General features: G+C 63.6%; 21 protein-coding genes. 8 read left to right on the top strand and 13 right to left on the bottom strand.

The window, feature by feature from the left end:
* Window positions 1–195: 195 nt before the first annotated feature.
* The 3 genes from P3T25_RS10065 to P3T25_RS10055 form a co-directional block, all read right to left on the bottom strand.
* Window positions 196–1461: an MFS transporter gene (locus P3T25_RS10065; RefSeq protein WP_266256707.1), complete on the bottom strand. Its 1266-nt coding sequence runs from the start codon at window positions 1459–1461 to the stop codon at window positions 196–198.
* Window positions 1462–1657: 196 nt separating this feature from the next.
* The gene (locus tag P3T25_RS10060) at window positions 1658–2584 is read right to left on the bottom strand and encodes a LysR family transcriptional regulator (RefSeq protein ID WP_266256706.1); all 927 of its coding nucleotides are present in this window, start codon (window positions 2582–2584) and stop codon (window positions 1658–1660) included.
* 13 nt (window positions 2585–2597) lie between these two features.
* Window positions 2598–3572, bottom strand: a complete 975-nt coding sequence (locus P3T25_RS10055; RefSeq protein ID WP_429358025.1) for a LysR family transcriptional regulator — start codon at window positions 3570–3572, stop codon at window positions 2598–2600.
* Between the two features lie 183 nt (window positions 3573–3755).
* Between P3T25_RS10055 and P3T25_RS10050 the strand changes: the two genes are divergently transcribed.
* The gene (locus P3T25_RS10050; RefSeq protein ID WP_171926473.1) at window positions 3756–3959 is read left to right on the top strand and encodes a tautomerase family protein; all 204 of its coding nucleotides are present in this window, start codon (window positions 3756–3758) and stop codon (window positions 3957–3959) included.
* A gap of 29 nt (window positions 3960–3988) precedes the next feature.
* Window positions 3989–5062 (top strand): NAD(P)H-dependent flavin oxidoreductase, encoded by a 1074-nt coding sequence (locus P3T25_RS10045; protein ID WP_171926472.1) that lies wholly within the window; start codon window positions 3989–3991, stop codon window positions 5060–5062.
* A gap of 41 nt (window positions 5063–5103) precedes the next feature.
* Here P3T25_RS10045 and P3T25_RS10040 read toward each other — a convergent pair whose 3' ends face one another.
* The 4 genes from P3T25_RS10040 to P3T25_RS10025 are packed head-to-tail and all read right to left on the bottom strand — an operon-like array spanning window position 5104 to window position 10213.
* Window positions 5104–6687: a TolC family protein gene (locus P3T25_RS10040; protein ID WP_429358024.1), complete on the bottom strand. Its 1584-nt coding sequence runs from the start codon at window positions 6685–6687 to the stop codon at window positions 5104–5106.
* The gene (locus tag P3T25_RS10035) at window positions 6674–8866 is read right to left on the bottom strand and encodes an FUSC family protein (protein ID WP_429358023.1); all 2193 of its coding nucleotides are present in this window, start codon (window positions 8864–8866) and stop codon (window positions 6674–6676) included. The genes P3T25_RS10040 and P3T25_RS10035 overlap by 14 nt, the downstream gene beginning before the upstream one ends.
* Window positions 8847–9896, bottom strand: coding sequence for a multidrug transporter subunit MdtN (gene mdtN / locus P3T25_RS10030; protein ID WP_429358022.1), 1050 nt, complete (start codon window positions 9894–9896; stop codon window positions 8847–8849). Before mdtN ends, P3T25_RS10035 begins: the two co-directional genes overlap by 20 nt.
* The gene (locus P3T25_RS10025; protein WP_429358021.1) at window positions 9893–10213 is read right to left on the bottom strand and encodes a hypothetical protein; all 321 of its coding nucleotides are present in this window, start codon (window positions 10211–10213) and stop codon (window positions 9893–9895) included. The genes mdtN and P3T25_RS10025 overlap by 4 nt, the downstream gene beginning before the upstream one ends.
* Window positions 10214–10592: 379 nt before the next feature.
* Here P3T25_RS10025 and P3T25_RS10020 point away from each other — a divergent pair, with 379 nt between their 5' ends.
* Window positions 10593–11453: a hypothetical protein gene (locus tag P3T25_RS10020; RefSeq protein ID WP_429358020.1), complete on the top strand. Its 861-nt coding sequence runs from the start codon at window positions 10593–10595 to the stop codon at window positions 11451–11453.
* A 168-nt stretch (window positions 11454–11621) separates the two neighbouring features.
* Here P3T25_RS10020 and P3T25_RS10015 read toward each other — a convergent pair whose 3' ends face one another.
* Window positions 11622–11825, bottom strand: coding sequence for a hypothetical protein (locus P3T25_RS10015; protein ID WP_266256698.1), 204 nt, complete (start codon window positions 11823–11825; stop codon window positions 11622–11624).
* 148 nt (window positions 11826–11973) lie between these two features.
* On the opposite strand from P3T25_RS10015, the gene P3T25_RS10010 reads away from it, so the two are divergent.
* The gene (locus P3T25_RS10010) at window positions 11974–13803 is read left to right on the top strand and encodes an ABC transporter transmembrane domain-containing protein (protein ID WP_154566394.1); all 1830 of its coding nucleotides are present in this window, start codon (window positions 11974–11976) and stop codon (window positions 13801–13803) included.
* Between the two features lie 49 nt (window positions 13804–13852).
* Here P3T25_RS10010 and P3T25_RS10005 read toward each other — a convergent pair whose 3' ends face one another.
* The 5 genes from P3T25_RS10005 to P3T25_RS09985 form a co-directional block, all read right to left on the bottom strand.
* Window positions 13853–14929 (bottom strand): LacI family DNA-binding transcriptional regulator, encoded by a 1077-nt coding sequence (locus P3T25_RS10005; protein ID WP_171926466.1) that lies wholly within the window; start codon window positions 14927–14929, stop codon window positions 13853–13855.
* A 137-nt stretch (window positions 14930–15066) separates the two neighbouring features.
* Entirely contained in the window at window positions 15067–16026 is a 960-nt protein-coding gene (locus P3T25_RS10000; protein WP_171926465.1) for a dihydrodipicolinate synthase family protein, read from the bottom strand.
* 49 nt (window positions 16027–16075) lie between these two features.
* Window positions 16076–17395: an MFS transporter gene (locus P3T25_RS09995; RefSeq protein ID WP_429358019.1), complete on the bottom strand. Its 1320-nt coding sequence runs from the start codon at window positions 17393–17395 to the stop codon at window positions 16076–16078.
* A 357-nt stretch (window positions 17396–17752) separates the two neighbouring features.
* Window positions 17753–18151 carry a CopM family metallochaperone gene (gene copM / locus P3T25_RS09990; RefSeq protein WP_154566398.1) on the bottom strand — a complete coding sequence of 133 codons (399 nt, stop codon included), beginning with the start codon at window positions 18149–18151 and terminating at the stop codon, window positions 17753–17755.
* A gap of 97 nt (window positions 18152–18248) precedes the next feature.
* Window positions 18249–18446, bottom strand: a complete 198-nt coding sequence (locus tag P3T25_RS09985; protein ID WP_429358018.1) for a heavy-metal-associated domain-containing protein — start codon at window positions 18444–18446, stop codon at window positions 18249–18251.
* A gap of 73 nt (window positions 18447–18519) precedes the next feature.
* Here P3T25_RS09985 and P3T25_RS09980 point away from each other — a divergent pair, with 73 nt between their 5' ends.
* From P3T25_RS09980 to P3T25_RS09965, 4 genes are all read left to right on the top strand, one after another.
* On the top strand, window positions 18520–19077 hold the full coding sequence (locus tag P3T25_RS09980) for a hypothetical protein (protein WP_429358017.1): 558 nt from the start codon (window positions 18520–18522) through the stop codon (window positions 19075–19077).
* Between the two features lie 93 nt (window positions 19078–19170).
* On the top strand, window positions 19171–19521 hold the full coding sequence (locus tag P3T25_RS09975) for a hypothetical protein (protein WP_171926463.1): 351 nt from the start codon (window positions 19171–19173) through the stop codon (window positions 19519–19521).
* The gene (locus tag P3T25_RS09970; protein ID WP_429358016.1) at window positions 19518–20951 is read left to right on the top strand and encodes a TolC family protein; all 1434 of its coding nucleotides are present in this window, start codon (window positions 19518–19520) and stop codon (window positions 20949–20951) included. Before P3T25_RS09975 ends, P3T25_RS09970 begins: the two co-directional genes overlap by 4 nt.
* Before the next feature lies 1 nt (window position 20952).
* Window positions 20953–22248: a copper oxidase gene (locus P3T25_RS09965; protein ID WP_171926461.1), complete on the top strand. Its 1296-nt coding sequence runs from the start codon at window positions 20953–20955 to the stop codon at window positions 22246–22248.
* Window positions 22249–22416: the final 168 nt, after the last annotated feature.

Here is a 22416-nt window from a genome sequence, read left to right as displayed (position 1 = left end):
CGAATACCGCTGCGCTACGAAGTCGCATACCCAAGGCGTTCAAAAGCCCTAAGGCGTCCCCGTTCGACGCCTGAAACAATCGCCCCAAGCAACACAGCATCCGTCCCAGTCGTCGAGACCGCCGGCGTTGTAGTCCGGTAGCGCGCGTACCCTGCGGCGGCATTGTTTCGACGCGGAAAAACACGCAGGAGGCCCTCATGCGTGCGTCGGCCGATTCCGCACGGCTTGACCGAGCACAGCGCAGGCAATCAACAACGAACCCGTGACAAAGAACACAGCGTGCAGACCGAGATGGACGCCGATCACGCCACCGATCAGCGGTCCGACAACCTGACCGGCGAATTGCGCCGACTGAAGATACCCGAGCATCGTTCCCGACTGACTTTCAGTGGCCGTGTGCCGGACCAGTTTCGCGATCGACGGCAGCAGACCGGCCAGCGTCATGCCCATCAACCCGCGCAGGGCCGCCAGTTGCCACCAGTGCGTGACGAATGCTTGCGGCACCATCACGAGCCCGGTCAACACGAGGCAACCGATAATCACGTTCCAACTGCCGATCCGATCCGCCAGTGCGCCAAGCCGCGCCGCGGTCAGCATGCTGCCGAACGCCGAGCACGCCATCACAATACCGGCGGTGCGGGCCAGATGGTCGGTCGGCACATTGAGGTGCGCGATATAGACGGTGATGATCGGCTCGATCGACATGTTGGCGAGCAGCACCATCATCGCGGTAAGCAGCAGCGTGACCATCACGGTACGGTTGGCCAGCTTCGGCGCCGTGGCGTGGGTTGAGGCGCGTGCTTTGGCGTCGGAGTCCGGGTGAAAATCTTCGCGTACGAACAGGATCGTCAGCAGCGCGGCAACGGCGATCATCGCGCCGCCGGCAAAGAACGTACTGCGAATGCTGATCAACGAGGGCAGCACACCACCGACCAGCGGACCCACGAGACTGCCGGCCAGCGAACCGGTCGACAGGATGCCGAGCGCCCATCCCGCACGTTCGCGCGGCGCTTGGGTGCCGATCATCACAATCGACGCCGAGGCATAGCCACCAATCAATCCGGCCAGCAGTCGCAGCACCACCAGTTCGGTCACGTTGTGCGCCATGCCGATCAGGGACATCACAATCGCCATGCCGACTGCCGCCCTTACGAGCATCGGCTTGCGCCCGTAGCGATCGGCCAGACGCCCCCAGAGCGGCGCCGTGACGGCCGTGCCGAGAAAGGTCGCGCCGAACGCCACGCCCGACCACTGCACGATCGCGGCCTGCGACGTCACGCCGAGTTGCTGCACGTAGAGCGGCAGAAACGGCAGCAGCATGCTCAAACTGACGAGCGTGGTAAACGAGCCGAACACGCAAATGAACAGGTTGCGGCGCCAGTAGAGTGTGTTTCGTGCGGCGTAGCTGACGGCGTTCGCGGGCCCGGCCCCGAGGGCCGCCACATTGGCTGACTGATTCATAACGCCCCCCGTGATCCGGCGTGCAACTGCGCACCGGCGATGAGCGCCACGTTCCGTTCCGAGTCCATTGCCTGCTCCATGCGTTTGGCGTTGCAGCCAGGTTTGGCCGCAGCTGTTACCCATGGCAAGCAGTTTACGAACAAACACGCGGCGAGAGAATCGCCGCAGCGCGGCAGCTATTCTTCCGCGCGGCGGTTCAATCCGCGTCGGTGATCGCTTTGAGCGCGCTGAAATGGGCGCGCAGACGCGGTACCGCGAAGTCGACGAAGGCCCGGACTTTCGGCACCGCGAGACGGCCTTGCGGCGTGATCAGATGAACAGGGAGCGGCGCCTGCTCGTAGCCGGTGAGCGCGATCTTCAACGACGCTTCGCGGACCTGTTCGGCGACGTGATACGAAAAAAGCCGCGTGACGCCGTGCCCGTCGACGGCGGAGGCCACCGCGCCTTGCACGCTGTTGACGATCAGTCGTGGCGTGAAGTGCACCGTCTGCGGCGCGGCGGAATTGTTCGACGACGGAAAGCTCCACGAATCGACGCCGAAATGCGTCATCGAAATAATCCGGTGCTGGGCGAGATCGGCGGGTTCCTTGAGGCGCGGGTGTTTGGCGAGATAGCGCGGTGCGGCAACCACCACGCGGCGTACTTCGCCAACCGGCATCGCGATTAGCGTCGAATCGGCCAGGTGAGCAATGCGCAGCGCGACGTCGATCCCTTCGTCGATCAGGTTGGCGGGGCGGTCGAGCAGGTAAAGCCGCGCGGTGACTTCCGGATACTGGTCCACAAACTCGTCGAGCAGCGGACGCAGAAAGTCCTGACCGGCGGCCACGGGCGCGGTCAGCGTCAGCGTGCCGCGCGGCGCCGCGCGTTCGCCGGCAATCATCAGATCGGCTTCTTCGAGGTCGGTCAGGATTCGCCGGCACGAGGCGGCGTAACGCTCGCCGGCTTCGCTCAGCTTGATCGTGCGCGTGGTGCGATGCAGTAGCGCCATGCCGACGTGCGCTTCGAGAAACGCAATGGCCCGGCTCACGGCGGCGGGCGAGCGACCGAGGCGCCGGCCCGCCGCGGCAAGGCTGCCCTCGTCGAGGGCGCAGACGAATACCTTCATCGCATCGATTCGATCCATCGCCGGTCAGCCTTCAGGGGAGGGGCGAGGTGGTGTCGTCGCGCCGGGCGGAACCGAGCGTCTCGACGAGAAAATCGACGAAGCGTCGCACCCGCAAGGACACATGGCGCTTGTGAGGGTAGAGCAGCACGAACGGCCGCGAGGCGCCGCCGAACGCCGGCAACACTTCCACCAGACCGCCAGTCGCCAGGTCCCGCTCAATCACGAAACGATACGTCTGGAACAGTCCCGCGCCGCAGCGCGCCAACGTCACGCCACCGAGTACGTCGCCCGCGCTCGAATAACCGCCGCCGGTGAAATGCTCCTGCACCTGTTCTCCGCTTTTGAAGAGCCAGGGAATTTTGCGGCCACTGCTCGGCAGGTCGAACTGGATGCATTCGTGGCGCGCGAGGTCGTCGACCGACGTGGGCGTTCCGGCTCGCGACAGATAAGCGGGACTGGCCACCACGACCAGTTCCGCGTCTTCGAGCTTACGGGCAATCAGATTCGATTCGCCCGGCGCGCTGCCGCGAATCGCCAGATCGAAGCCTTCTTCGGCGAAGTCGATATTGCGATTGCTGATGTGCACGTCGACCCGCACCTGCGGATGTTGCTCGCGGAACGCCGGCAGGATGGGCAGCACGCGATAGTGCGCATAGGGGGTCGGCATGCTGATGCGCAACATGCCGGCGGCGGCAGACTGCTGGCCGGTCGCTTCGCGCTCGGCGTCGAGGAGTTGTCCGAGCGCCTCGCGGCAACGCTCGTAGTACGTCCTGCCCGCGTCGGTCAGCCGGATACGGCGCGTGGTTCTGACGAAGAGCCGCACCTCCAGGCGCTCCTCGAGCCGCGACACCGAGCGGCTCACCGCCGCAGGCGTGACGCCGGCCGCGGTGGCGGCGTCCGTAAAGCTCTCCAGTTCCGCCGCGAGACAGAACAACTCGATGCTGCCGAGCATCAAGTCGTCGAATTGGCGCTTACTGGTTCGTTCGACGATCCGCGGGTTATTCATTACTTGGCGTATCAAATGAATTCGACATGGGCGTATTTATCGACGCGAGTGGCATAAGTATAGTGAGTTACATGGGAGCCGGACAGAAAGCGGGACGCCCTGCGGTGCCTGTGGATGGCGGAACGACTGTCTGTCGCTGGTAGTACACCCCGTCGAACCTGGGGCAACTGAAAGGAGTGCATCATGCCGTACATCAAGATTGAGGTGACGCGCGAAGGTGTCACGCGTGAACAGAAGAACGAGTTGATCAAGGGCGCCACCGATCTTATGGTGCGCGTGTTGCACAAGGACCCCGCGGCCACTTTTGTCGTGATCGAGGAAATCGATACGGACAATTGGGGCTGGGGCGGCGAATCGATCACAGACATACGCGCACGGCAGCGCTGAGCGCGTCGCGATTTCAAGGGGCTGAGGACATGAAGGACTCTCCGAATCTGCTCGCCCGGTTGGGCGTCGCCTTGCCGATCATCCAGGCGCCGATGGCGGGCGTGGGCACGCCGGCGCTAGCGGCGGCGGTATCGAATGCGGGCGCACTGGGGTCGCTCGGTGTCGGCGCGATGAACGCGCAGAGCGCGCGGGCGGCGATCCACGAATTTCGTGCGTTGAGCAGCAAGCCGTTTAACGTCAATGTGTTTACTCATGCCCCGGCCGTTGCCGACCCCGTTCGGGAGTCGCGTTGGCTCGAGTATCTGGCGCCGCACTTCGCGCGCTTCGGTGCGAAACCGCCCACGGCGCTGCGCGAGATCTACACGAGTTTTGTCGAAGACGACGCGATGTTCGAGATGTTGCTCGACGAGCGTCCGGCGATGGTCAGCTTTCACTTCGGATTGCCGTCGGCCACGAAAATCGCGGCGTTGCGCGAAGCCGGGATCATGCTGGTGGCGAGTGCCACCAACCTCGATGAAGCCGCTCAGATCCAGGCGGCCGGCCTGGACGGCATCGTCGCGCAGGGCACCGAGGCAGGCGGTCATCGGGGCAACTTCGACCCGTCGGCACCGGACGAACTGCTCGGCACCATGGCGCTCGTGCGGCTGATTGTTCGTGAGATTCCGCTGCCGGTGATTGCGGCCGGCGGCATCATGGACGGCGCGGGCATCGCGGCTGCGTTGGCGCTGGGCGCACAGGCTGCGCAACTCGGCACGGCATTCGTGGCATCGCCCGAATCTGCCGCCGATGCCGCGTATCGTGCCGCCCTGCTGAGTCCCGATAGCCGCACGACGTTCATTAGCGCGATTTCCGGAAGGGCGGCGCGCGGCATCAAAAACCGGTTCAGTGAGTTGGGCGATGATCCAGCGCGACCCGCGCTGCCTGACTATCCGATTGCCTATGATGCCGGCAAGGCGTTGCATGCGGCCGCGAAGGCGCAGGGAAGCGCTGAGTATGCGGCTCAATGGGCAGGGCAGGCCGTGCGGCTTTCGCGGGCGATGCCGGCGGCGGAACTGGTTGAGACGCTAGTTCGCGAGACCCGTGAAGCGCAAACGAATGGGTGACGCCGCGCGTTCAATCAGCACTCGCGTCCACAACTACGCGCTCACCAATTGTCCCGCATCGGAATCGAGTCAACCGAGCCAGTCGCCAGCGCAAGCGCCGCCGCTGCGGATAAGGAACTGCTGTAGCTATCCGCGTCCGCGTTCTTCGCTGCCAGCAATTGATTCTGCGCGAGCAACGCGTCGGTGACCGAGCCGACGCCGTGCCGATATGCGTCGAACGCGGCGTCATACGTCGTTTGCGCGGCAGCAAGCAACTCTTTGGACGCAGCCTGTGCGGCGAGACTCGTCTGCAGCGTATTCTGCGCGGCGACGATTTGCCGAACCGCTTCTTCGCGGCTTCGTGTAAGACGGGTCGACGCGCTGTCGGCATCGTTGCGCGCCTGTGCGAGCACGGCCGATCTCAGGCCGCCGTCATACAGCGGAATCGTCACGCCGACGATCACACTACCGCCGTAGCGACCGCCGCTCAGGTTCACCGTCGGCAGTTGCTGGCCGATGGCCGGGACCGCCGAAATCGACGAACTGCCGGTGTTGTACGCGCCGTTCGCCGAGAGGAACACCTTCGGCATGAAGTCCGACTCGGCCGCCTTCACTTTCGCCAGATTGACCCGCTCGGCCGCATAGGCGCTCAACACGTCCGGGCGGCGAGCGATGGCGGACGACACGATCCGGTCGATCGAATCGTTCGTGATCGCCGGGAGCGTGTGCGCCGGCATCTCCGCGATTCTGGGCTTCGACAGCGGAGAAATCCCCATCGCGGCGATCAGCGCGAGATAGCTGTTGCTTTCGGCACCTTGCGCCTGGACGAGTGCGAGCCTGGCCTGCGCGCGATTCTGATTGGCCTGCGCGACTTCGATGACGGTGCCGACGCCATGTTTGTAGCGCGACTGCGCGGCGGCGAGGATCGCGTCGGCGTTGTCGAGGCCCTGTTGTGTCGTGACGATGCGGGCGCGCGCGGCCTGGTACGCGTAGAACGCGACGCTGACGTCGAAGATCACCTGTTGGTGAACGGCAGTGAAGGCGATGTTCGCCATCACCGAGGCCTGCGACGCGGCCTCGACGCGCGCGGCGCGTCCGCCGAAATCGAACAGCAGCCATTGCAGCGCGACCACCGAAGTCATGCCGTGCCCCGTTGCGCTCGACGATGAATCGCCGAGCACGGACGTCTCCGAATTATGAAAACCGGCGTATTGCCCCATCGCCGCGACCGACAGTTGCGGAAGGTACGCGCTCTTCGCGATGCCGGCCGCGAGTGCTACGTTGCGGGCGTCGTTCCAGGCGATGCGCGTTAGGGGATTCGCCGACTCCGCCAGATCGATCAGTTCGGGTAGGTCGTATGCATGCGTCTGCTCGAGTGCCGGTGGAGGTGGCACGGCGGCGAGTGCGGGATTGGCGGGGAGTTGGTAGCTACGTGTGGAGGTGGTCGAGGTCGCCGAATTAGCCGAAGCAGCGGAAGCAGTCGAAGCCGACGCCGGCCCAGGCACGATGGCGCCCGTCGCGTCCGTCTGCGGTTGCCACGGACGATCGGGACTGTCCGGCGCCATGTCCAGCGATGACGTGGCGCATCCGGCCAAACCCGCTGCGGCCAGGATCGCCAGTGCGAATGAAGGGTTAAGCCGGCGCATGGGTCGCGAGTCCCTTCGCTGCGTCGTCCGACGCAGCGTGTTCGAGTTGAGTGAGGCGTGCATCGCCGAGGCGTAGCAAAGCGGTGCGTGTGTCGTCGTTGGCTGCTGCTTCCGGTAAAGCTGCATTTGGGGCGACCGGCGAAGCTGGTTTCCGCGCGGAAGGCAAAGCCGGGGCTCTCGCGACCGCAGCAGACGTAGCAGCCGCAGCGCCGGTTTCATCCGACGGCACCGGAAGCCCGTCCATGGCCCGCTTAAGCCAGCCTTCAATCGCGGCATCGCCCGGTCGACGTTCGGCGAGCAGGAACATCGGCCCTTCCAGCGCATCGAGCTTCGCCAGCGCGCTGCGGCGCTCGGCGATCCACTGCGCTTCGGGACGAACCCACGATGGCTCGTAGTGCATCAGCGCGATGTCCTGTTCCAGCGCGCCGCACTGAGCCATGGCGCTCGCGGCCTGCGCCCGGCGCGTGACGGCATCCGGCAGCGCCGCCAATCGCTCCCATTGCTGCCGCAGCGCGACGAGGCCGGCGTCGATGCGCGCGGCCACAGTGACCGGCCACACGCGGGTGAAAACCAGATAGACGACAACGTTGCCGATCAGAATTCCGATCGTGCGATCCCGCGCGACCGTCAGATCGTAGCCAGGCGCCGCGCCCTGCAACACGCACATGAAAAACACCAGGGCGATCTGGAAGCCGGCATACGCCATCCGTGGCGAACCGAAAGCGATCCACGCCGACAGCCATGCACCGACCAGCACGAGCGTCATCAACCCGGCGACGGATGTCAGCACGGGTGTGACGAACACGATCGCCGCGATACCGAGGAGCGCGCCCACCAGACATCCGGCGATCCGCAGCGTCATCTTCTCGACAGTCTCAGCGGTGGTGCCGAGCGACACCATGTAGACCGTGATGAAGCAGGTGTGGATACCGGGCCAGTTGATCTGCGAATAGAGCAGATAGCAGAACATCGCCGCCACCGTGGTTTTCAGCGCGTAGCGGACGTGTTCGGGGTTGGTGAATGCATCCGGAAGAAAGAATCCGCCGCGCTTGCCGGCGGGTGGCGCGGGTTCGGCTTTGATTTGCGCTTGGGGTTGGGCTTCGGTTTCGATTTTGCCCGCGCTTTCGACACTAGTTTGCGCTTCGGCCCGCGCATCGGTCCGCCCATCGGTTTCAGTTTTGCCTGCGCCTGCGACATCAGCTTGCGCCTCGACCACAGCGAAGCGGGTGATCGCCTCGTGCAGATCCTCGACGACAAGCCGCGCGAGCGGCGTCAGTTCGGCCCCGCTGGGCAGCTTGAGTTCGATGTCGACTGGATAGCCGCCTGCCTCAAGCATCCGCGCCATGTTCTCCAGCGCCTCGGCGATAGGCGCAGCGAACGATGCCGGCAGCCGTCCCGACGGTTCGCGCACCGCGAGATCGGCCGCGACCAGAATCGTCAGAGTCGACGACACGGCCTGCCGCAGCGGCCCGACATCGTCACGCACCGACGACCCGTCGACGACCGAGAGCTCGAGCCACGTGCCGATTTCCGCGTCGCCCTCGCGCAGGCATGCGCTGAGTTCGTCGGCCGTCGCCTCGGGTTCGACCAGGCTCTGCGCCGCGAGTCGCAGACGCTTCGCCAGCGCGCGGCCGGCCAGCTTCCGCGGCGACGGCGCGATCAACAGGTTGACGCCGATCGAGATGCCGACCGGAATCGCGACCATCAGCCAGACGTAGAGCAGGGCGCGCGTCGCCACTTCGCCGAACGGTACGCTGCCGAGTTCGTCGAGCGCAAAGCCGACGATCATCGCGAGGATCGCGCCCACCGGCCGCAGCTTGCTCGCCGAGGTCACGAACAGCAGACCGAACGATAGCCCCGTGATGCACGCAACCCGCCACATGGGATCGTCGAGCGCGAACATGGCCACCACCGTGACCAATCCGATCATCAACGTGACCAGCACCAGCAGCGCCGAGCTCAGCATCACGCTCAGCACCCGGTCGGGCCGGCTCAGGAAGAACACGACATAGGCGGAGATCGCGGCTTCCGGCGTGCCGTACGCGCTCGTCACGAACGCCGTCAGCGCGCAGATCAGCGCGATGCGCGCCGCCATCGCCGCGCGCCCGGGATAGGGCGCGAGCAGCTTCAGGATGTCGGCGGGGCCCGGTCGGGCAAGATCACCGGCAGGCTGCGCCATGCCGGACCTCGACTATCGCGCTCGCACCGATCCGCACCAGCCGGGCGGCCGGCTCGTCCAGCCGCACCCGCACGGGGAAACGCTGGGCGACCCGCACCCAGTTGACGGACTGCTGCACGATCGGCAAGGTGCGCGGCAGGTTGATACGGTCGGAATCGGCCACGCCCGCGCCGATGCCGACCACTTTGCCGTGGATCGCCTGGCTGCGGTCGATCATCGAATAGACGGTCGCACAATCGCCTGGCTCGATCCGCGCGAGCGCGCCTTCGCGGAAGTTGGCGACGGCGAACCATTCGTCCGCGTGGACGAGCGTGAAGATCGATTGATGCGGCGCGATCGTCTCGCCCGCCAGTACCGATAGCCCCGTGACGAAGCCATTCTGCGGCGCACGCACGACGGTGTCGTCGAGGCCGCGCTGCGCAAGCGCGAGGGCGGCCTCACGCGCATGCACCGAGGCGACGGCGCCTGCTTCGTCGCCGATCGTCTGCGCGGTGGCCTGCTTCTGCTCCTGCGCCTGCTTCAGCGATAACGCCGCGTCATGCTGGGCGACCTGCGCCTGATCCAGTTGCTGAACCGGGACATAGCCCTTCGCCACGAGCGGCGTAAGCCGCTCCACGGTGCGGGATGCCAGTTCGTAGTTGTGTGCCGCTTTGCCCGTCTGATCGCCGGCGATAACCGCCGTGGCGCGCTCGCCGACAATCGTCCTGCGTCGCGTGTCGAGCGTCGCGCGGGCCAGTTCGAGGTCGGCCTCGGCTTGCGCGACCGCGAGCCGGTAAGGCACAGGATCGATCTCGAAGAGCACGTCGCCCTTCGCGACCCGCTGGTTTTCTTCCACCGGCAGCCTGATGATCCGGCCGCCGACCGGCGAAGCGACGTGTACGACGTCGGCATCGATCGTCGCGTCGTCCGTTGATGGAAACCGGGTGGTCCAGTCATAGCCGTACCAGGCCGCCGCGAGGCCGAGTACGACGATCACGCCCGCGATCACGCGGCCCTTGATGGAGGCTTGGCGCTTGCCGGCGATTTTCATAAGAGCTGTCCTGTTCCCGAAAGCCAGCAGAGCACGCCGACCGTCAAACCGATAGCCACGCAGACGGAGAGCTGAAACGGAACGATCTGCGCCCACCCCGTGGACACGAAGATCCGATGGGCGACGAGCGCGCCGATGAGTCCGACTACCGCGCTCAACAGCCAGAGCGGGAAGTAGGCGCCGAAGATTTCATACGACGGCGCACCGCGCAGCGTGCACCCCTGCAAGGACAGGCTCAGGGCAGCGGCGACCGGAAGGCGCCGCGTGCGGAGCACGATCGGGTCGCAGGCGCTTCTTTGATTTGGCTTGAACGGCATTGCGGCGTCGCGAAGTGAGTGAATCCATGGTGGAAGCAACGAAATCACCGGCACTTTACCAGCGCGGCAGTTTCGTTTCGATGTTTTCTGCTATCGCACGCGTTCATCTATTCCGGATCGTCGATGTCGATACGGACATTTTGATTTGAAGATGAGTATGTCATGCGATGCGCATATTCGGCATCGTATCTGTTTCTCTTAATCGTCAAAAATGCCGTCTTTCATGCCCCAGCAAAGGAAGGGCGATTATCCAGTAAACGTTAAAGACTTTTCTCTTACTGCCGTTTACAGGGTTGCGCGATTTTGCGCAGGGTATATCGAGATCTAATCAATCACTGTGCGGCATTGAGAGTCCGCACCCAGAACTAATAAAATGAAAATGAAAACAAAATCAACTCTACTCGTTTCAATGTTGGGTTCACTTGTGCTCGCTGCGTGTGGCGGGGGTGGAGGTGGCGGCAGCAGCACGCCGACCGCCCAATCGGCCAGCACACCGGCAAGCGCACCCGCGGCTGCGTCGGCGCCGGCCTTGACGGGTGAGGCACTGCCGAGCCTGACCGCCCCGCAGGCTGGTTCGACGGCTGCCGCAGGCAACGGTTCCGAAGGCATCTGGACCCAATCGGGCACGGCCAACATGACGGCCTTCGTAGACCCGACCGGCAACCTCTCTTACATTAACGGCCTGTTCTCGGTCGTCACGTCGACGTTCTTCGGGACGATCGCCCCCGCTGCGCCGAACTGGACCTTGATCACCGGCTTCGAGACTTCTTTGGGCGGCATTCGCTACACGGCAACATCGGGAAGCGGGACCTTCACCGCGAACCAGGTCTTGAATGGCAGCTACGTGGCCAACGGCAACACCGTGAATCTGACGCTGAAGTATGACCCGGCGAATGCGCTCGCGGTCACCCAGTCGAGCGTCGCAGGTACGTGGGCGCAAAGTTCGACGACGCTGACGGTCGACGATGCGGGCGGCTTCACCGGTTCGATTCTCGGCTGCGGTGTATCGGGCACGCTGGCGTTGACCACGCCGGGCTCGAGCAAGAACCTTTACACGATGACCTTGAGCGGCACGACGAGCACCTGCACGCTGCGTTCGGGCGTGACCTACTCCGGTAACGCCGCGATCACGTTCCTGCCTGTTTCCGGCAGCACGACGTTGTACAAGCGGACGGTCGTCTATCTGATCAAGGCAGCCGATAACTCGGTGATCGGCTACGGTCAAGTGACGAAGCAGTAAGCCGGTTGAGGGCCGCGGCGCGCACTGGCGCGCTGTGGTCCTCGCGCACTACTTTTGCAATGCAGGTTTCCGGGCCTGGCTGCTTTCTGAGGCGAAGCAGAGCGCGGAGCCGGTTTCCATCGTCTAGGGTATAGCCGCGCATTGGGTTTGCGCGGTTATCTTCGCCGCCTAGCGACGCCCGCTGCGGCCCCACACGTAACGTACCCAACGTTGCCACCTGCTGCGTTGCGGAGCGATAGCGTTGCGCGATGCCAGCTCTTCGCGGTCGCGCTCGACGCTCTTCTGCACCTGTTCGTGGATCTGGCGCAGCGTCAAACCACCGGGGCCTTTCAGTTTGTCGGGATCGGAGTCGGAGTCAGAGTCGTCTTTCATGGGAATAGCCTGGTCCGGATGAGTCGGCTTGATCTTGATACAGATGGATAGTCGCGGCAAGCACGTGAAAGAGGCTTTTACGTGACCCGCCTTCGAATCCGCAGGACTGGCACAATCGGGGTGACCTTCGATTCATCAGGGAATCTCCATGCCAGACGCTGACCCGTCTTCGCCGCCTGCATCACCTTCACGACGTATCGGCCCTTTGTTTGCCCTGTTTCCCTTCCTGCGCCCCTATGCGGGCCGCTGGGCGCTCGCGTTCCTCGCGTTGGTGACGTCGGCAGGCGCCACGCTGGTGTTGCCGGTGGCGTTCAAATACCTGATCGATCGTGGCTTCGCGGGGGGCGATCGGGCGCACATCGATCGCTATTTCTTCGCGCTATTCGTCGTTTCGCTAGTACTGGCCGCCGCCACGGCGCTGCGCTTCTACCTCGTGTCGTGGCTGGGCGAGCGGGTCACGGCCGACTTGCGGCGGGCCGTCTACGACCACGTGCTGGGGATGAGTCCGCAGTTCTTCGAGACCACGCAGACCGGCGAGGTGCTGTCACGACTCACCGCCGACACCACCTTGATCCAGACGGTGGTGGGCACCAGCCTGTCGCTGGGATTGCGCAACTTCTTCCTGTTGACCGGTGGCGTGGCGATGCTGGCGGTGACGAGTCCGGTGCTGTCCGGATACATCATCGCGACGCTGGTCGTGGTGGTCGCGCCTATCGTGATCTTCGGCCGGCGCGTGCGGCGGCTCTCACGTGCGAGCCAGGACAAGATCGCGAACACGAGCGCGTTGGCCGGCGAGGTGCTCAATGCCATGCCGACCGTGCAGTCGTATACGCAGGAACCCTTTGAGGTGCGGCGCTTTGCTGGCGCGGTGGAGGCGGCCTTTGATACAGCGCTCACGCGCATTCGTGCGCGTGCCTGGTTGACCGCCGTGGTGATCGTGCTGGTGTTCAGCGCCATCGTGTTCGTGCTGTGGCTCGGCGCGCAGGCGGTGCTGGCCGGGCGGATGACAGCGGGCCAGCTGTCTCAGTTCATTCTCTACGCGGTGTTCACGGCGGGTGCCGTGGGAGCAGTTGCTGAAGTGTGGGGCGATCTGCAGCGCGCTGCTGGCGCCACCGAACGTTTGCTGCAACTGTTGGCGGCGCGCTCGCCGGTGGTGCAGGCTGAAACCACGGTCGCGTTGCCTGCGCGAGGCGAGGGCATCCGCTTCGACAACGTCGGCTTCTCGTATCCGTCGCGCCCTGGCATTGCGGCGCTTTCCGCACTTTCGCTCGATGTCCGTCCGGGCGAACATGTCGCCTTGGTCGGGCCGTCCGGCGCGGGTAAGACCACGCTGTTCCAATTGCTGCTGCGTTTCTACGATCCGCAGTCCGGCAGCATTCTGATCAACGGCGTCCCGACGCGTGATGTGCCGCTCGTCGAATTGCGCAAGGAAATCGGCGTGGTGCTGCAGGAATCGGTGATCTTTTCTGGCAGCGTGCTCGACAACATTCGCTACGGCGCACCGGATGCCACGCTCGCTCAAGTACAACGGGCTGCCGAGATGGCGGCCGCGGCCGGCTTTATCGACGAACTGCCGCAGGGCTACGACACCTTTCTCGGCGAGCGTGGTGTGCGACTGTCTGGCGGACAGCGCCAGCGCATTGCGATCGCTCGCGCGATCCTGAAGAATCCGCCCATTCTTCTGCTGGACGAAGCGACCAGCGCGCTCGATGCAGCCAGCGAACGGCTGGTGCAAAAGGCGTTGGACAATGCCGCGCAGAACCGCACCACACTGGTTATCGCGCACCGTCTTGCGACTGTACAACAGGCCGATCGCATTGTCGTACTGGAACAAGGCCGCATCGTCGCGCAGGGCCGTCACGCAGAGCTTCTTCTGAGTTCACCGCTCTATGCCCAGCTTGCCGCCTTGCAGTTCGGCGAGCAGTTGGGGCATGCGGTGCAGCGAGGCGCGGTGAGCGATCCGATTGACTCGGTGTGACAAGCCAACCATACGCAACCCTGTTCATTCAGAGAAAAGCGCCGCGCAGCTATCGTGCGCTCGGCCCGGTCGATTGCCTGAGCTGGAATAGGGCATGCACTTCGTGTCCGTGCTGCGGGCGCTTGCCGTCGAGCACATCGAGCAGATACTGCGCGGTAAGGCGCCCGATCTCGTACGTGTCGACTCGCATCGTCGTCAGCGCGGGGCGTAGCTCTTTCGCGATCTCGAGATCGTCGAAGCCCGTCACCGACAATTCGCCGGGAATCGCGATACCCAGTTCCTCCGCCTCACGCAGGACGCCAAGCGCGATGTGATCGTTGCCGCAGATGATCGCGGTCGGGCGCTCGCACGGCGCTTGCCAGATCGAGCGCAGGCAGCGTCGGCCGAATTCGATCGTTGATTTGCCTTCGAGCATGTGCTCAGGCCGCACCGCGAGGCCGTGGCGTTCGAGTGTCGAGCGGATGCCCGCCACGCGCGCCTGCACGCGATCGTTGTCGCGCGTCGGCTGGATGCAGACCGCGAACGAGCGATGCCCGAGGCCGATCAGATGTTCCGTGATCTCCGTGTAGGCCGCGTGATTGTCGAAGCCGACGCAGATATGTGGGCTGTCCTTGCGATACGCATACGTGACCGCATAAGGCACGCGATAGCTCCGCAACGCCTCGAATAGTTCGGGCGGATGAGCCTCGCCGACGACGGCCATCGCCTCGACACCGCGTGCGAGCATGGCGCGTACTTGCACGAGCGCCTGCGCCGGATCGTAGTTCGAGCAACCGAGCACGAGTGTGATGCCGCGTGCCGCGAACGCAGCCTGCATGGCGCTCACCTGCGAAGCGAACACCTGGTCATCCAGCGTTGGAATGATGATGCCGGCAATGTGACTGCGCGTGGACGCGAGCGCGCGGCCCGCTGCGTTGGGAAACCAGTTGAGCGTGAGCGCGGCATGTTCGACACGCTCGCGTACGTTCGCCGAGACCTTGTCCGGCTCGTTGTAGACCCGCGATACGGTCGCCGTCGATACGCCCGCAAGTTTGGCGACATCGGAAAGCACAGTGCGGCCCGTGTTGCGGCGGGCACGGTTCGTCGGAGTTCGGACGGTGGCCGGAGAGTCGGGGGAGTCAGGCATCGGATCAGAAAACGAAGAGTGAATCGGAGAACGCCCGACATCTTACCGCCGCGTGCGCGCGCGAAGCGCGAGCAGGCATGGCGGTGGGGGTTCGCGTTCCGGTCACCGGGCGTCCCTGAAGGCTGATGCCTATGAACCTAGCCGCGTTGACCAAGCGCGGCGATGCGCGAACGGAAATGCTCGGTGCCGGCGACGATCTTGTCGAGCACCGCGTCGAGCGCCCAGAAGCGTTCGCGCACGTCGTAGTCGATCGCGCGGCAGCGAATCGAACCGAACGTGCCGATGCGCTGGTGATAGATCTTCGCAAGCGCGGGGTAACCGAGCGCTTCGGATACGGCGGCGAGCACGAGAAACGTCGCGAGCTCCTCCGCGAGCGCCGAGTCCTGTGCCGCGTCATTGCGCAGCCAGTTGTACAGATCCGGGTGGAAGTTCGTGAATACGCCGTTGAAGCCTGCGGAACCGGCCTTCATGGCGTCCCACGCGATGGCCGCGTTGGCGTTCAGAATCTTCAGCGGCGAGCCCTGTGCAAGCGCGACGCGCCGCTTGACGGTCGCGAGATCGCAACTCACGTCCTTCAACATGATGAAGCGGCCGGTATCGATGCAGAACTTCAATTCATCGTCGGACAGCAGCCGGCGGTAGGGCGCCGGGCATTCGTACAAACCGAGCGGCATGTCCGACGGAATACGCGTGAGGAGCCGCTTGAGATTCGCCGCGAAGGCCTCCGTTCCCTGGCGATTCGGATCGAGCCGGTTCGTCACGAGCACGACGCCTTGCGCGCCTGTGGCCGCCGCGACGTTCAGCTCTTCGGCCTGGGCATCGGCGTCGTCGCTGATGTGGCCCGAGACCACGACGGGAATGCGGCCCGCGACCTTCTCGACGACGAAGCGTCCTAGCGCGCCACGCTCGGCGAGCGTCAGAAACTGCATTTCACTCGACTGGGCGACAGCGAACAGCGCGTCGGACCCGTGCGCGATGTACCACTCGATCAGGCGTTCGAGTCCGGCGTAGTCGATGGCGCCGGAATCGTCGAACGGCGTGAGCATCACGGGGACGATGCCTTCGACTGAAGTCGTGGCGTGCTTGGCGGTGGTCATGTTGTTGATCTCCGGGGAAGGATTCGATGAATGGGCGCGGCGTCCGCCTTCAGGCGGGCGCTCGCAGGGTTTCGGTGGAGACGGGCTGGTCGTCGATCGGTTTGCGCACCAGCAGGAGGTAGCTCATCGCGCCGGCAAACGCGATGCCGGCGGCCGTCAGCAAAGCAGGGACGAACGACCAGGTCTGCGCGATGTAGCCGGTCAGGATCGGTGCGAGGGCGCCGCCCAGAAAGCCGCCGAAGTTCTGGATTGCGCCGAGCGAGCCGACGCGATTCGGCGGCGCGGCGGCGGTGGCAAGCGCCCATGAACTGGCGGAGGCGGCATTAGCCAGAAAGATCACCACCGAGATGCACACGATCGCGATCGTGTTGCTCTCGACGAGCGCCGCCGGAATGGTGAACGCGACCATGCCGAGCATCGCGATCACCACCGCGTTGCGGCGGCTGGTGACCGGGTTCGTGCTGCCGCTCGTGATGAGATCGGAGAACCAGCCGGCTGTGAGCGAACCCAGAAAGCCGCAGAAGAACGGTATCGACGCAGCAATGCCCGTATGCATCAGGCTCATGTGCCGCTCCATCGTCAGGTAGCCAGGCAACCAAGTGAGGTACACCCAGTTCAGGTAGACCGAGCCGAAGAAGCCGATCAGCATGCCCCACGTGGTTCCGTGAGAAAACAGCGAACGCCAGTCGGCGAACGTGACTGCGGGGGCCGGCTTGCGGTCCGCTTCGTCGCCTTCGAGATAGTGTCGCTCCGCTTCGCTCATCGTGGCCTTGGCCGGATCGCGATACACCGCGAGCCATACGACAGCGACGACCAGGCCCAGCACGCCTGTCACGATGAAGGCCCAGCGCCAATGGAACTGAACCACGATGATCGACAGGCAAAGTGGTGCGAGCGCCGTGCCGAGCGGGGACGCCGAATTGAAGATGCCGGTCGGCTTGCCACGCGCACGCAACGGAAACCAGTTGCTGACGACACGCGCTGCCGACGGAAACTGCGGCGCCTCGCCGATGCCCAGCACGATTCGCGCAAGGACGAACCAGCCGAAAGTCGAGACGAATCCGCCGGCGGCCTGCGCGATTGACCAGACGATCAGGCCGATGCCGAGCAGCTTGCGCGGTCCGATCCGGTCGACGAGGCCGCCCACCGGCAACTGGAACAACGCATAGCTCCAGGAGAACGCGGACAGCAGCAGGCCCATCTGACCGAGTGAGAGGCCCAGGTCATGACGGATCAGCGGATTGGCGACCGCGAGCGTTCCGCGGTCCAGATAGTTGACGATGCCGCTCACCATCAGCAGCGTGAGCGCCACGATCTGGGCGCGGCGGATTTTCGGTGGGGCCTGCTCGAGATTCGGGGTGGCGCTCATGCTGGTTGTCTCCGGTTCATGTGTTTGTTTGGGGCGGGGCGCGCTGATGCGATGTCAGGTCGCCGGGAGATCGGGGTTCTCCAATTGCAATTCTTCGCGCTATGTTAGCGCTTACATGTTGGCGTGTTGACCGTGTGTCAGGCGGTCATTTCAGCCGGTTAAAGCTGTTCGTTTAAAATGATAGCGCTTACATTTTGAGCCACATTCCGACGAAGTGGCAAGTGTCAGAGTGGGTTTGGCGGGTAAACACCAGTCATTCGCGGCTGGATTCCGGCGTTGATGGCGACGCAGGCGCCACCGCGAAGTCAAGCGCGGTGTTAAAGCGTTAAAGCGTTAAAGCGGTGATGTTGCCCGTTGTCACTTCACGCCGTGCTTTGCCTGCCAGCGCTGCATGAACGCGATCTCATCGTGTTGCGCCTTGATGATGTTTCGGGCGAGGCGCTTCAACTCGGGATCTTTGCCGTATTTCAGTTCCACCTGCGCCATTTCGACCGCGCCTTGATGATGCGGAATCATGTGGGCGACGAAGTCCTTGTCGGCATCGCCCGTGTAGGCAGGCGCATCCATGGCCTGCATCATTTTCTCGTCAGCGTCCTTGAACGCTTGCGTCGATGCGCTCGACCCGGCGTCCGCTGAACCGGACATGTTCATGCCGGGCATCGACGCGCCCTGCTGGGCGTAGACGGGCGCCGCGGCGACAGCAAACGCAACGCTGCTGAAAAGGCAAAGGGCACGGAGTGCGCGAAGGTTTTTCATATTGGATGTTCCGTTGGGAAAAAGTGATATCAGGCGACCATGATGCCGCGACCAGGGTGCTCAGCTTAATCGATAGACACAGCTTGATGCGATCTCTTTAACGCTTGAGCGAAGGATGAAACCCTGCCGCTTCGATTGCCTCGATGACGCGTTCCGGCGGCAATGTCGATGCGACCTTCACGATTTTAATGGCGACATCGACGTCGAGCTTCGCCTCCGGGTCGAGGCCAGTCACTGCACGAGTAATGGCATTGGCGCATCCGCCGCATGACATGTCCGGGATTTGGAGTTCCATTTCTTGCCTCCGATGAGAAATCACAACTTAAGGTTGGACCTTCCCATGGGGGGAAGGTCAAGCATATACGTCCATGTTGTTGATACTGCCGCCAACCGTAGCCCTGTCGACGCAAAAAGCCGCCGCGGACTGTTGCGGTCCGAGCCTTACCGCCTTCCTATCCTCTTATCTTCTTGGCTTCTCAAACAGCGTGCTAGACTCCGTTCCCATGTCTTACTGGCGCAAACTCTTCCTCGTCGTGCTGCTCGCGCTGAGCCTTCCGGTTCAGTCGTTCGCGGCCGTCTCCATGAAATGCGACTCGTCGCATGTTGGTGGAGAAGGGGTGTCCATGCTCCATGAGAATGCTGGCGAGGCGACTCACCAACATGACCATGCTGCGATGATGGCCGATAGCGCCAATGACATCGCCAGTGCCCATTCGCAGAACGACAGTCACCCTGGCGGCGCGCATCATGCGCACGCCTGCTCGACCTGCGCGTCGTGCTGTTTTGGCGGCGGCTTGCCGGTCGCTCCGGTTGCGGCGATATCCGCCGACGCCGTCCACTTCGCTGTGCCTCTTGCTCCCTCTGTTCGTGTCGCGTCATTTCTGACTGACGGCATCGAACGACCTCCCCGAATCTCTCTCGTCTAGTTCCTTCGCAGCGTGATGCTGCGATGTTCAATTTCGCCTTGATGGCCGCACGTTGCACGTCGGCTGTCCGGGTGGCATACGACGAGAAAATCAATGCGAACGTTTATTGCGGCGCTGCTAGGCGCGACGGCAGTATTGCCGGCGCTCGTGCACGCCATATCACCACTTCCTGATCCGGCGGATGCCGCGGCATCAGTTCCGGCGGTCAATGTGCCGTCCGCCTTCGCGGACTATCGGCCATACCTGGAACAGAAAGCGCCCACCTGGCAAGCGCTCAATCGTGCGGTGGCGAGTCGATCGGGCAAGCCCGAGATGGACCACGGTCAAATGCATTCAGGCGATGCCGATGCCAACCACAGCTCCGGCCACGGCTCCAACGCCGGCTCCAACCAAGGCTCTAGTCACAGCAGCCACGGTTCCCATCAAGAGGGGCCGGCAGAATGAAGCAGCATCTCTTTCTCACTGGCCGACTCATTGCCGCCACTACCGCATTGGCGTTCCTCGCCGGCTGCACGACCTTTTCGAAGGACGGCGGCTTCGACACCGTTTCAACAACAGCATCGCAGCGGCTCGGCAAAGACGCCGTGCTAGTCAGGACGGACGAAGATCGAAACGCTGTCGCCAAACGCACACAGGAACTGCTATCCCGACCACTCGGCATGGACGACGCGATCCAGATCGCTCTGTTGAATAACCGCGGATTGCAGGCCTCGTATAGCGAACTCGGCATTGCCGAGGCGGACCTGGTGCAGGCGGGACGGCTGCCGAATCCCGGCTTCACATTCAGCCGCACGCACGGCGGCAACGATCTGAGCATCAGCCGTACGTTCACGCTCGGCTTGTTGAACATGCTGACGCTGCCGTTGTCGACACGCATCGAGAGTCGCCGTTTCGAGCAGACCCGGCTGCTTGCGGCGGACGCCATGCTCAGAGTCGCCGCCGATGCTCGACGCGCCTATATCGGCGCGGTCGCGGCGAAGCAGTCCGCCGGCTACGCGGAGCAGGTGAAGGATTCGGCGGAAGCCGGCGCCGAACTCGCATTGCGCATGCAGCAAGCCGGCAACTTCAGCAAGCTCGACTATGCGCGTGAGCAGGCCTTCTACGCGGAAGCCGTGGCGCAACTGGCGAAAGCGCGGCAGCAGTCGGTAGCCGCGCGGGAAAAGCTCACCCGCACGATGGGCCTATGGGGTTCGCAAGCGCAGTACGACCTTCCTGAGCGTCTGCCTGACCTGCCTGCAACGAGGCCCGAATTGCAGGACCTCGAGCACTTCGCGATGCAGAACCGCCTGGACATCCAGGCAGCGAAACTGCAAACGCAGAGCGTTGCAAGCTCATTGGGCCTAAGCCAGGCAACGCGATTCATCAATGCATTGGACGTCGGCTATCAGAACAATTTCACGACCTCCGACGGCCGCGAGCAGGGCTACGAGATCAGCGTCGAGATTCCGATTTTCGACTGGGGCGCTTCGAAAGTGGCGCGCGCCAAAGCGATCTATCTGCAGTCGGCGAACCGCGTCGCCGAAACCGCGATCAATGCGCGCTCGGAAGTTCGAGAATCGTATTCGGCCTATGTGACCGACTACGACGTTGCGAAGCACTATCGCGACGAAGTCGTGCCGATCCGCAAGACGATCTCGGACGAACTGCTGCTTCGCTATAACGGCATGCTCGCGAGCGTGTTCGAACTGCTCGCCGATTCGCGCGACCAGATCGGCGCGGTGAACAGCTATATCGACGCGCTCAAAGACTACTGGCTCGCGGAAACCGACCTGCAACAGGCGCTCGGCGGCCGTCTGCCGCCTCTCGCGATGGCCGCAGCGCCATTTACATCCATGACGCCGCAAGCGTCATCCACAGATTCTGAAGGTCAATGACATGGTGTCTCGTCGAAATTTTCTGGGCGGCTCTGGAGCCGCGTTGTTGGGTGCGGCACTCGTCAGCAAGGCCGGCGCCGCGTCATTGCCTGAGGCGCCCACGATGGACGGGGCCACGATGCAGGCGCCGCACGCGCCGCCGAACGGCCGGCCGTATGCATCCGTCGCGACGTTGAACGGCTGGTCGCTGCCGTGGCGTATGAAGAACGGCTGGAAGGAGTTTCATCTGATCGCCGAGCCGGTGGTGCGCGAACTGGCGCCGGGCATGAGCGCGAACCTGTGGGGCTATAACGGCCAGGCGCCAGGGCCGACCATCGAGGCCGTTGAAGGCGACAAGGTGCGCATCTTCGTGACCAACAAGCTGCCGGAGCACACCACGGTTCACTGGCACGGCATGCTCCTGCCGTGCGGCATGGATGGCGTCGGCGGTCTCACGCAGCCACACATTCCACCGGGCAAGACCTTTGTCTACGAGTTTCAACTGGAGAAACACGGCACCTTCATGTATCACCCGCACGCCGACGAGATGGTGCAGATGGCAATGGGCATGATGGGCACATTCATTGTTCATCCGAAAGACCCGGGCGTCATGCAGGTGGATCGCGACTTCGTGTTCATCATGTCCGCATACGACATCGACCCGGGCAGTTTCACGCCGCGCGTGAACGAGATGACCAACTTCAACATGTGGACATGGAATGCGCGTGTCTTTCCTGGCATCGATTCCTTGCCGGTACGCGCCGGCGACCGCGTGCGCATTCGCGTCGGCAATCTGACGATGACCAATCACCCGATCCATCTGCACGGCTACCATTTCGAAGTGGTGGGGACGGACGGCGGATGGATTCCGCCTTCCGCCCGCTGGCCCGAGGTGACCGCGGACGTCGCAGTCGGCCAGATGCGCGCCATCGAGTTCACGGCGAACCGTCCGGGCGACTGGGCGTTTCATTGCCACAAGTCACACCACACCATGAACGCGATGGGCCATCAGGTACCGAACCTGATCGGTGTGCCGCAGAAAGACCTCGCGCAACGCATCAACAAGCTGGTGCCCGATTACATGGCGATGGGCAGCACGGGTGGTTCGATGGGCGGGATGGAAATGCCGCTGCCCGACAACACGCTGCCGATGATGACCGGCACGGGGCCGTTCGGCGCGCTGGAGATGGGCGGCATGTTCACCGTCGTGAAAGTGCGGGAGGGGTTGGGACGCAACGACTACCGCGATCCGGGGTGGTTCAGGCATCCCAGGGGGACGGTGGCCTATGAGTACACCGGCGAGGTGCCGGAGGGTTGAGCCGGCAGTGCGGCGTGCCCATCCAGGGAAAACCTTACCGATCCTTTGTACGCTAGCTCACCAAGATGAGCCAAACTTTACGTGATCAAATTTTTTGAGGTGTTATGCTGAGCCGTCCCTGCCTTCGCAGAAAACAGGTCCGTGCCATTTTTAAAAATACCTAATTAA

This window comes from Paraburkholderia sp. GAS32, from assembly GCF_050434225.1.
Classification (GTDB): Bacteria; Pseudomonadota; Gammaproteobacteria; order Burkholderiales; family Burkholderiaceae; genus Paraburkholderia; species Paraburkholderia madseniana.
This window is presented reverse-complemented; position numbering and strand designations above follow the sequence as displayed.

Bases quoted from the DNA above. Each gene is read 5' to 3' on its own strand.
- P3T25_RS10065 (WP_266256707.1), bottom strand. From the start codon at position 1,461: ATGAATCAGTCAGCCAATGTGGCGGCCCTCGGGGCCGGGCCCGCGAAC.
- P3T25_RS10060 (WP_266256706.1), bottom strand. From the start codon at position 2,584: ATGGATCGAATCGATGCGATGAAGGTATTCGTCTGCGCCCTCGACGAG.
- P3T25_RS10055 (WP_429358025.1), bottom strand. From the start codon at position 3,572: ATGAATAACCCGCGGATCGTCGAACGAACCAGTAAGCGCCAATTCGAC.
- P3T25_RS10050 (WP_171926473.1), top strand. From the start codon at position 3,756: ATGCCGTACATCAAGATTGAGGTGACGCGCGAAGGTGTCACGCGTGAA.
- P3T25_RS10045 (WP_171926472.1), top strand. From the start codon at position 3,989: ATGAAGGACTCTCCGAATCTGCTCGCCCGGTTGGGCGTCGCCTTGCCG.
- P3T25_RS10040 (WP_429358024.1), bottom strand. From the start codon at position 6,687: ATGCGCCGGCTTAACCCTTCATTCGCACTGGCGATCCTGGCCGCAGCG.
- P3T25_RS10035 (WP_429358023.1), bottom strand. From the start codon at position 8,866: ATGGCGCAGCCTGCCGGTGATCTTGCCCGACCGGGCCCCGCCGACATC.
- mdtN (WP_429358022.1), bottom strand. From the start codon at position 9,896: ATGAAAATCGCCGGCAAGCGCCAAGCCTCCATCAAGGGCCGCGTGATC.
- P3T25_RS10025 (WP_429358021.1), bottom strand. From the start codon at position 10,213: ATGCCGTTCAAGCCAAATCAAAGAAGCGCCTGCGACCCGATCGTGCTC.
- P3T25_RS10020 (WP_429358020.1), top strand. From the start codon at position 10,593: ATGAAAACAAAATCAACTCTACTCGTTTCAATGTTGGGTTCACTTGTG.
- P3T25_RS10015 (WP_266256698.1), bottom strand. From the start codon at position 11,825: ATGAAAGACGACTCTGACTCCGACTCCGATCCCGACAAACTGAAAGGC.
- P3T25_RS10010 (WP_154566394.1), top strand. From the start codon at position 11,974: ATGCCAGACGCTGACCCGTCTTCGCCGCCTGCATCACCTTCACGACGT.
- P3T25_RS10005 (WP_171926466.1), bottom strand. From the start codon at position 14,929: ATGCCTGACTCCCCCGACTCTCCGGCCACCGTCCGAACTCCGACGAAC.
- P3T25_RS10000 (WP_171926465.1), bottom strand. From the start codon at position 16,026: ATGACCACCGCCAAGCACGCCACGACTTCAGTCGAAGGCATCGTCCCC.
- P3T25_RS09995 (WP_429358019.1), bottom strand. From the start codon at position 17,395: ATGAGCGCCACCCCGAATCTCGAGCAGGCCCCACCGAAAATCCGCCGC.
- copM (WP_154566398.1), bottom strand. From the start codon at position 18,151: ATGAAAAACCTTCGCGCACTCCGTGCCCTTTGCCTTTTCAGCAGCGTT.
- P3T25_RS09985 (WP_429358018.1), bottom strand. From the start codon at position 18,446: ATGGAACTCCAAATCCCGGACATGTCATGCGGCGGATGCGCCAATGCC.
- P3T25_RS09980 (WP_429358017.1), top strand. From the start codon at position 18,520: ATGTTGTTGATACTGCCGCCAACCGTAGCCCTGTCGACGCAAAAAGCC.
- P3T25_RS09975 (WP_171926463.1), top strand. From the start codon at position 19,171: ATGCGAACGTTTATTGCGGCGCTGCTAGGCGCGACGGCAGTATTGCCG.
- P3T25_RS09970 (WP_429358016.1), top strand. From the start codon at position 19,518: ATGAAGCAGCATCTCTTTCTCACTGGCCGACTCATTGCCGCCACTACC.
- P3T25_RS09965 (WP_171926461.1), top strand. From the start codon at position 20,953: ATGGTGTCTCGTCGAAATTTTCTGGGCGGCTCTGGAGCCGCGTTGTTG.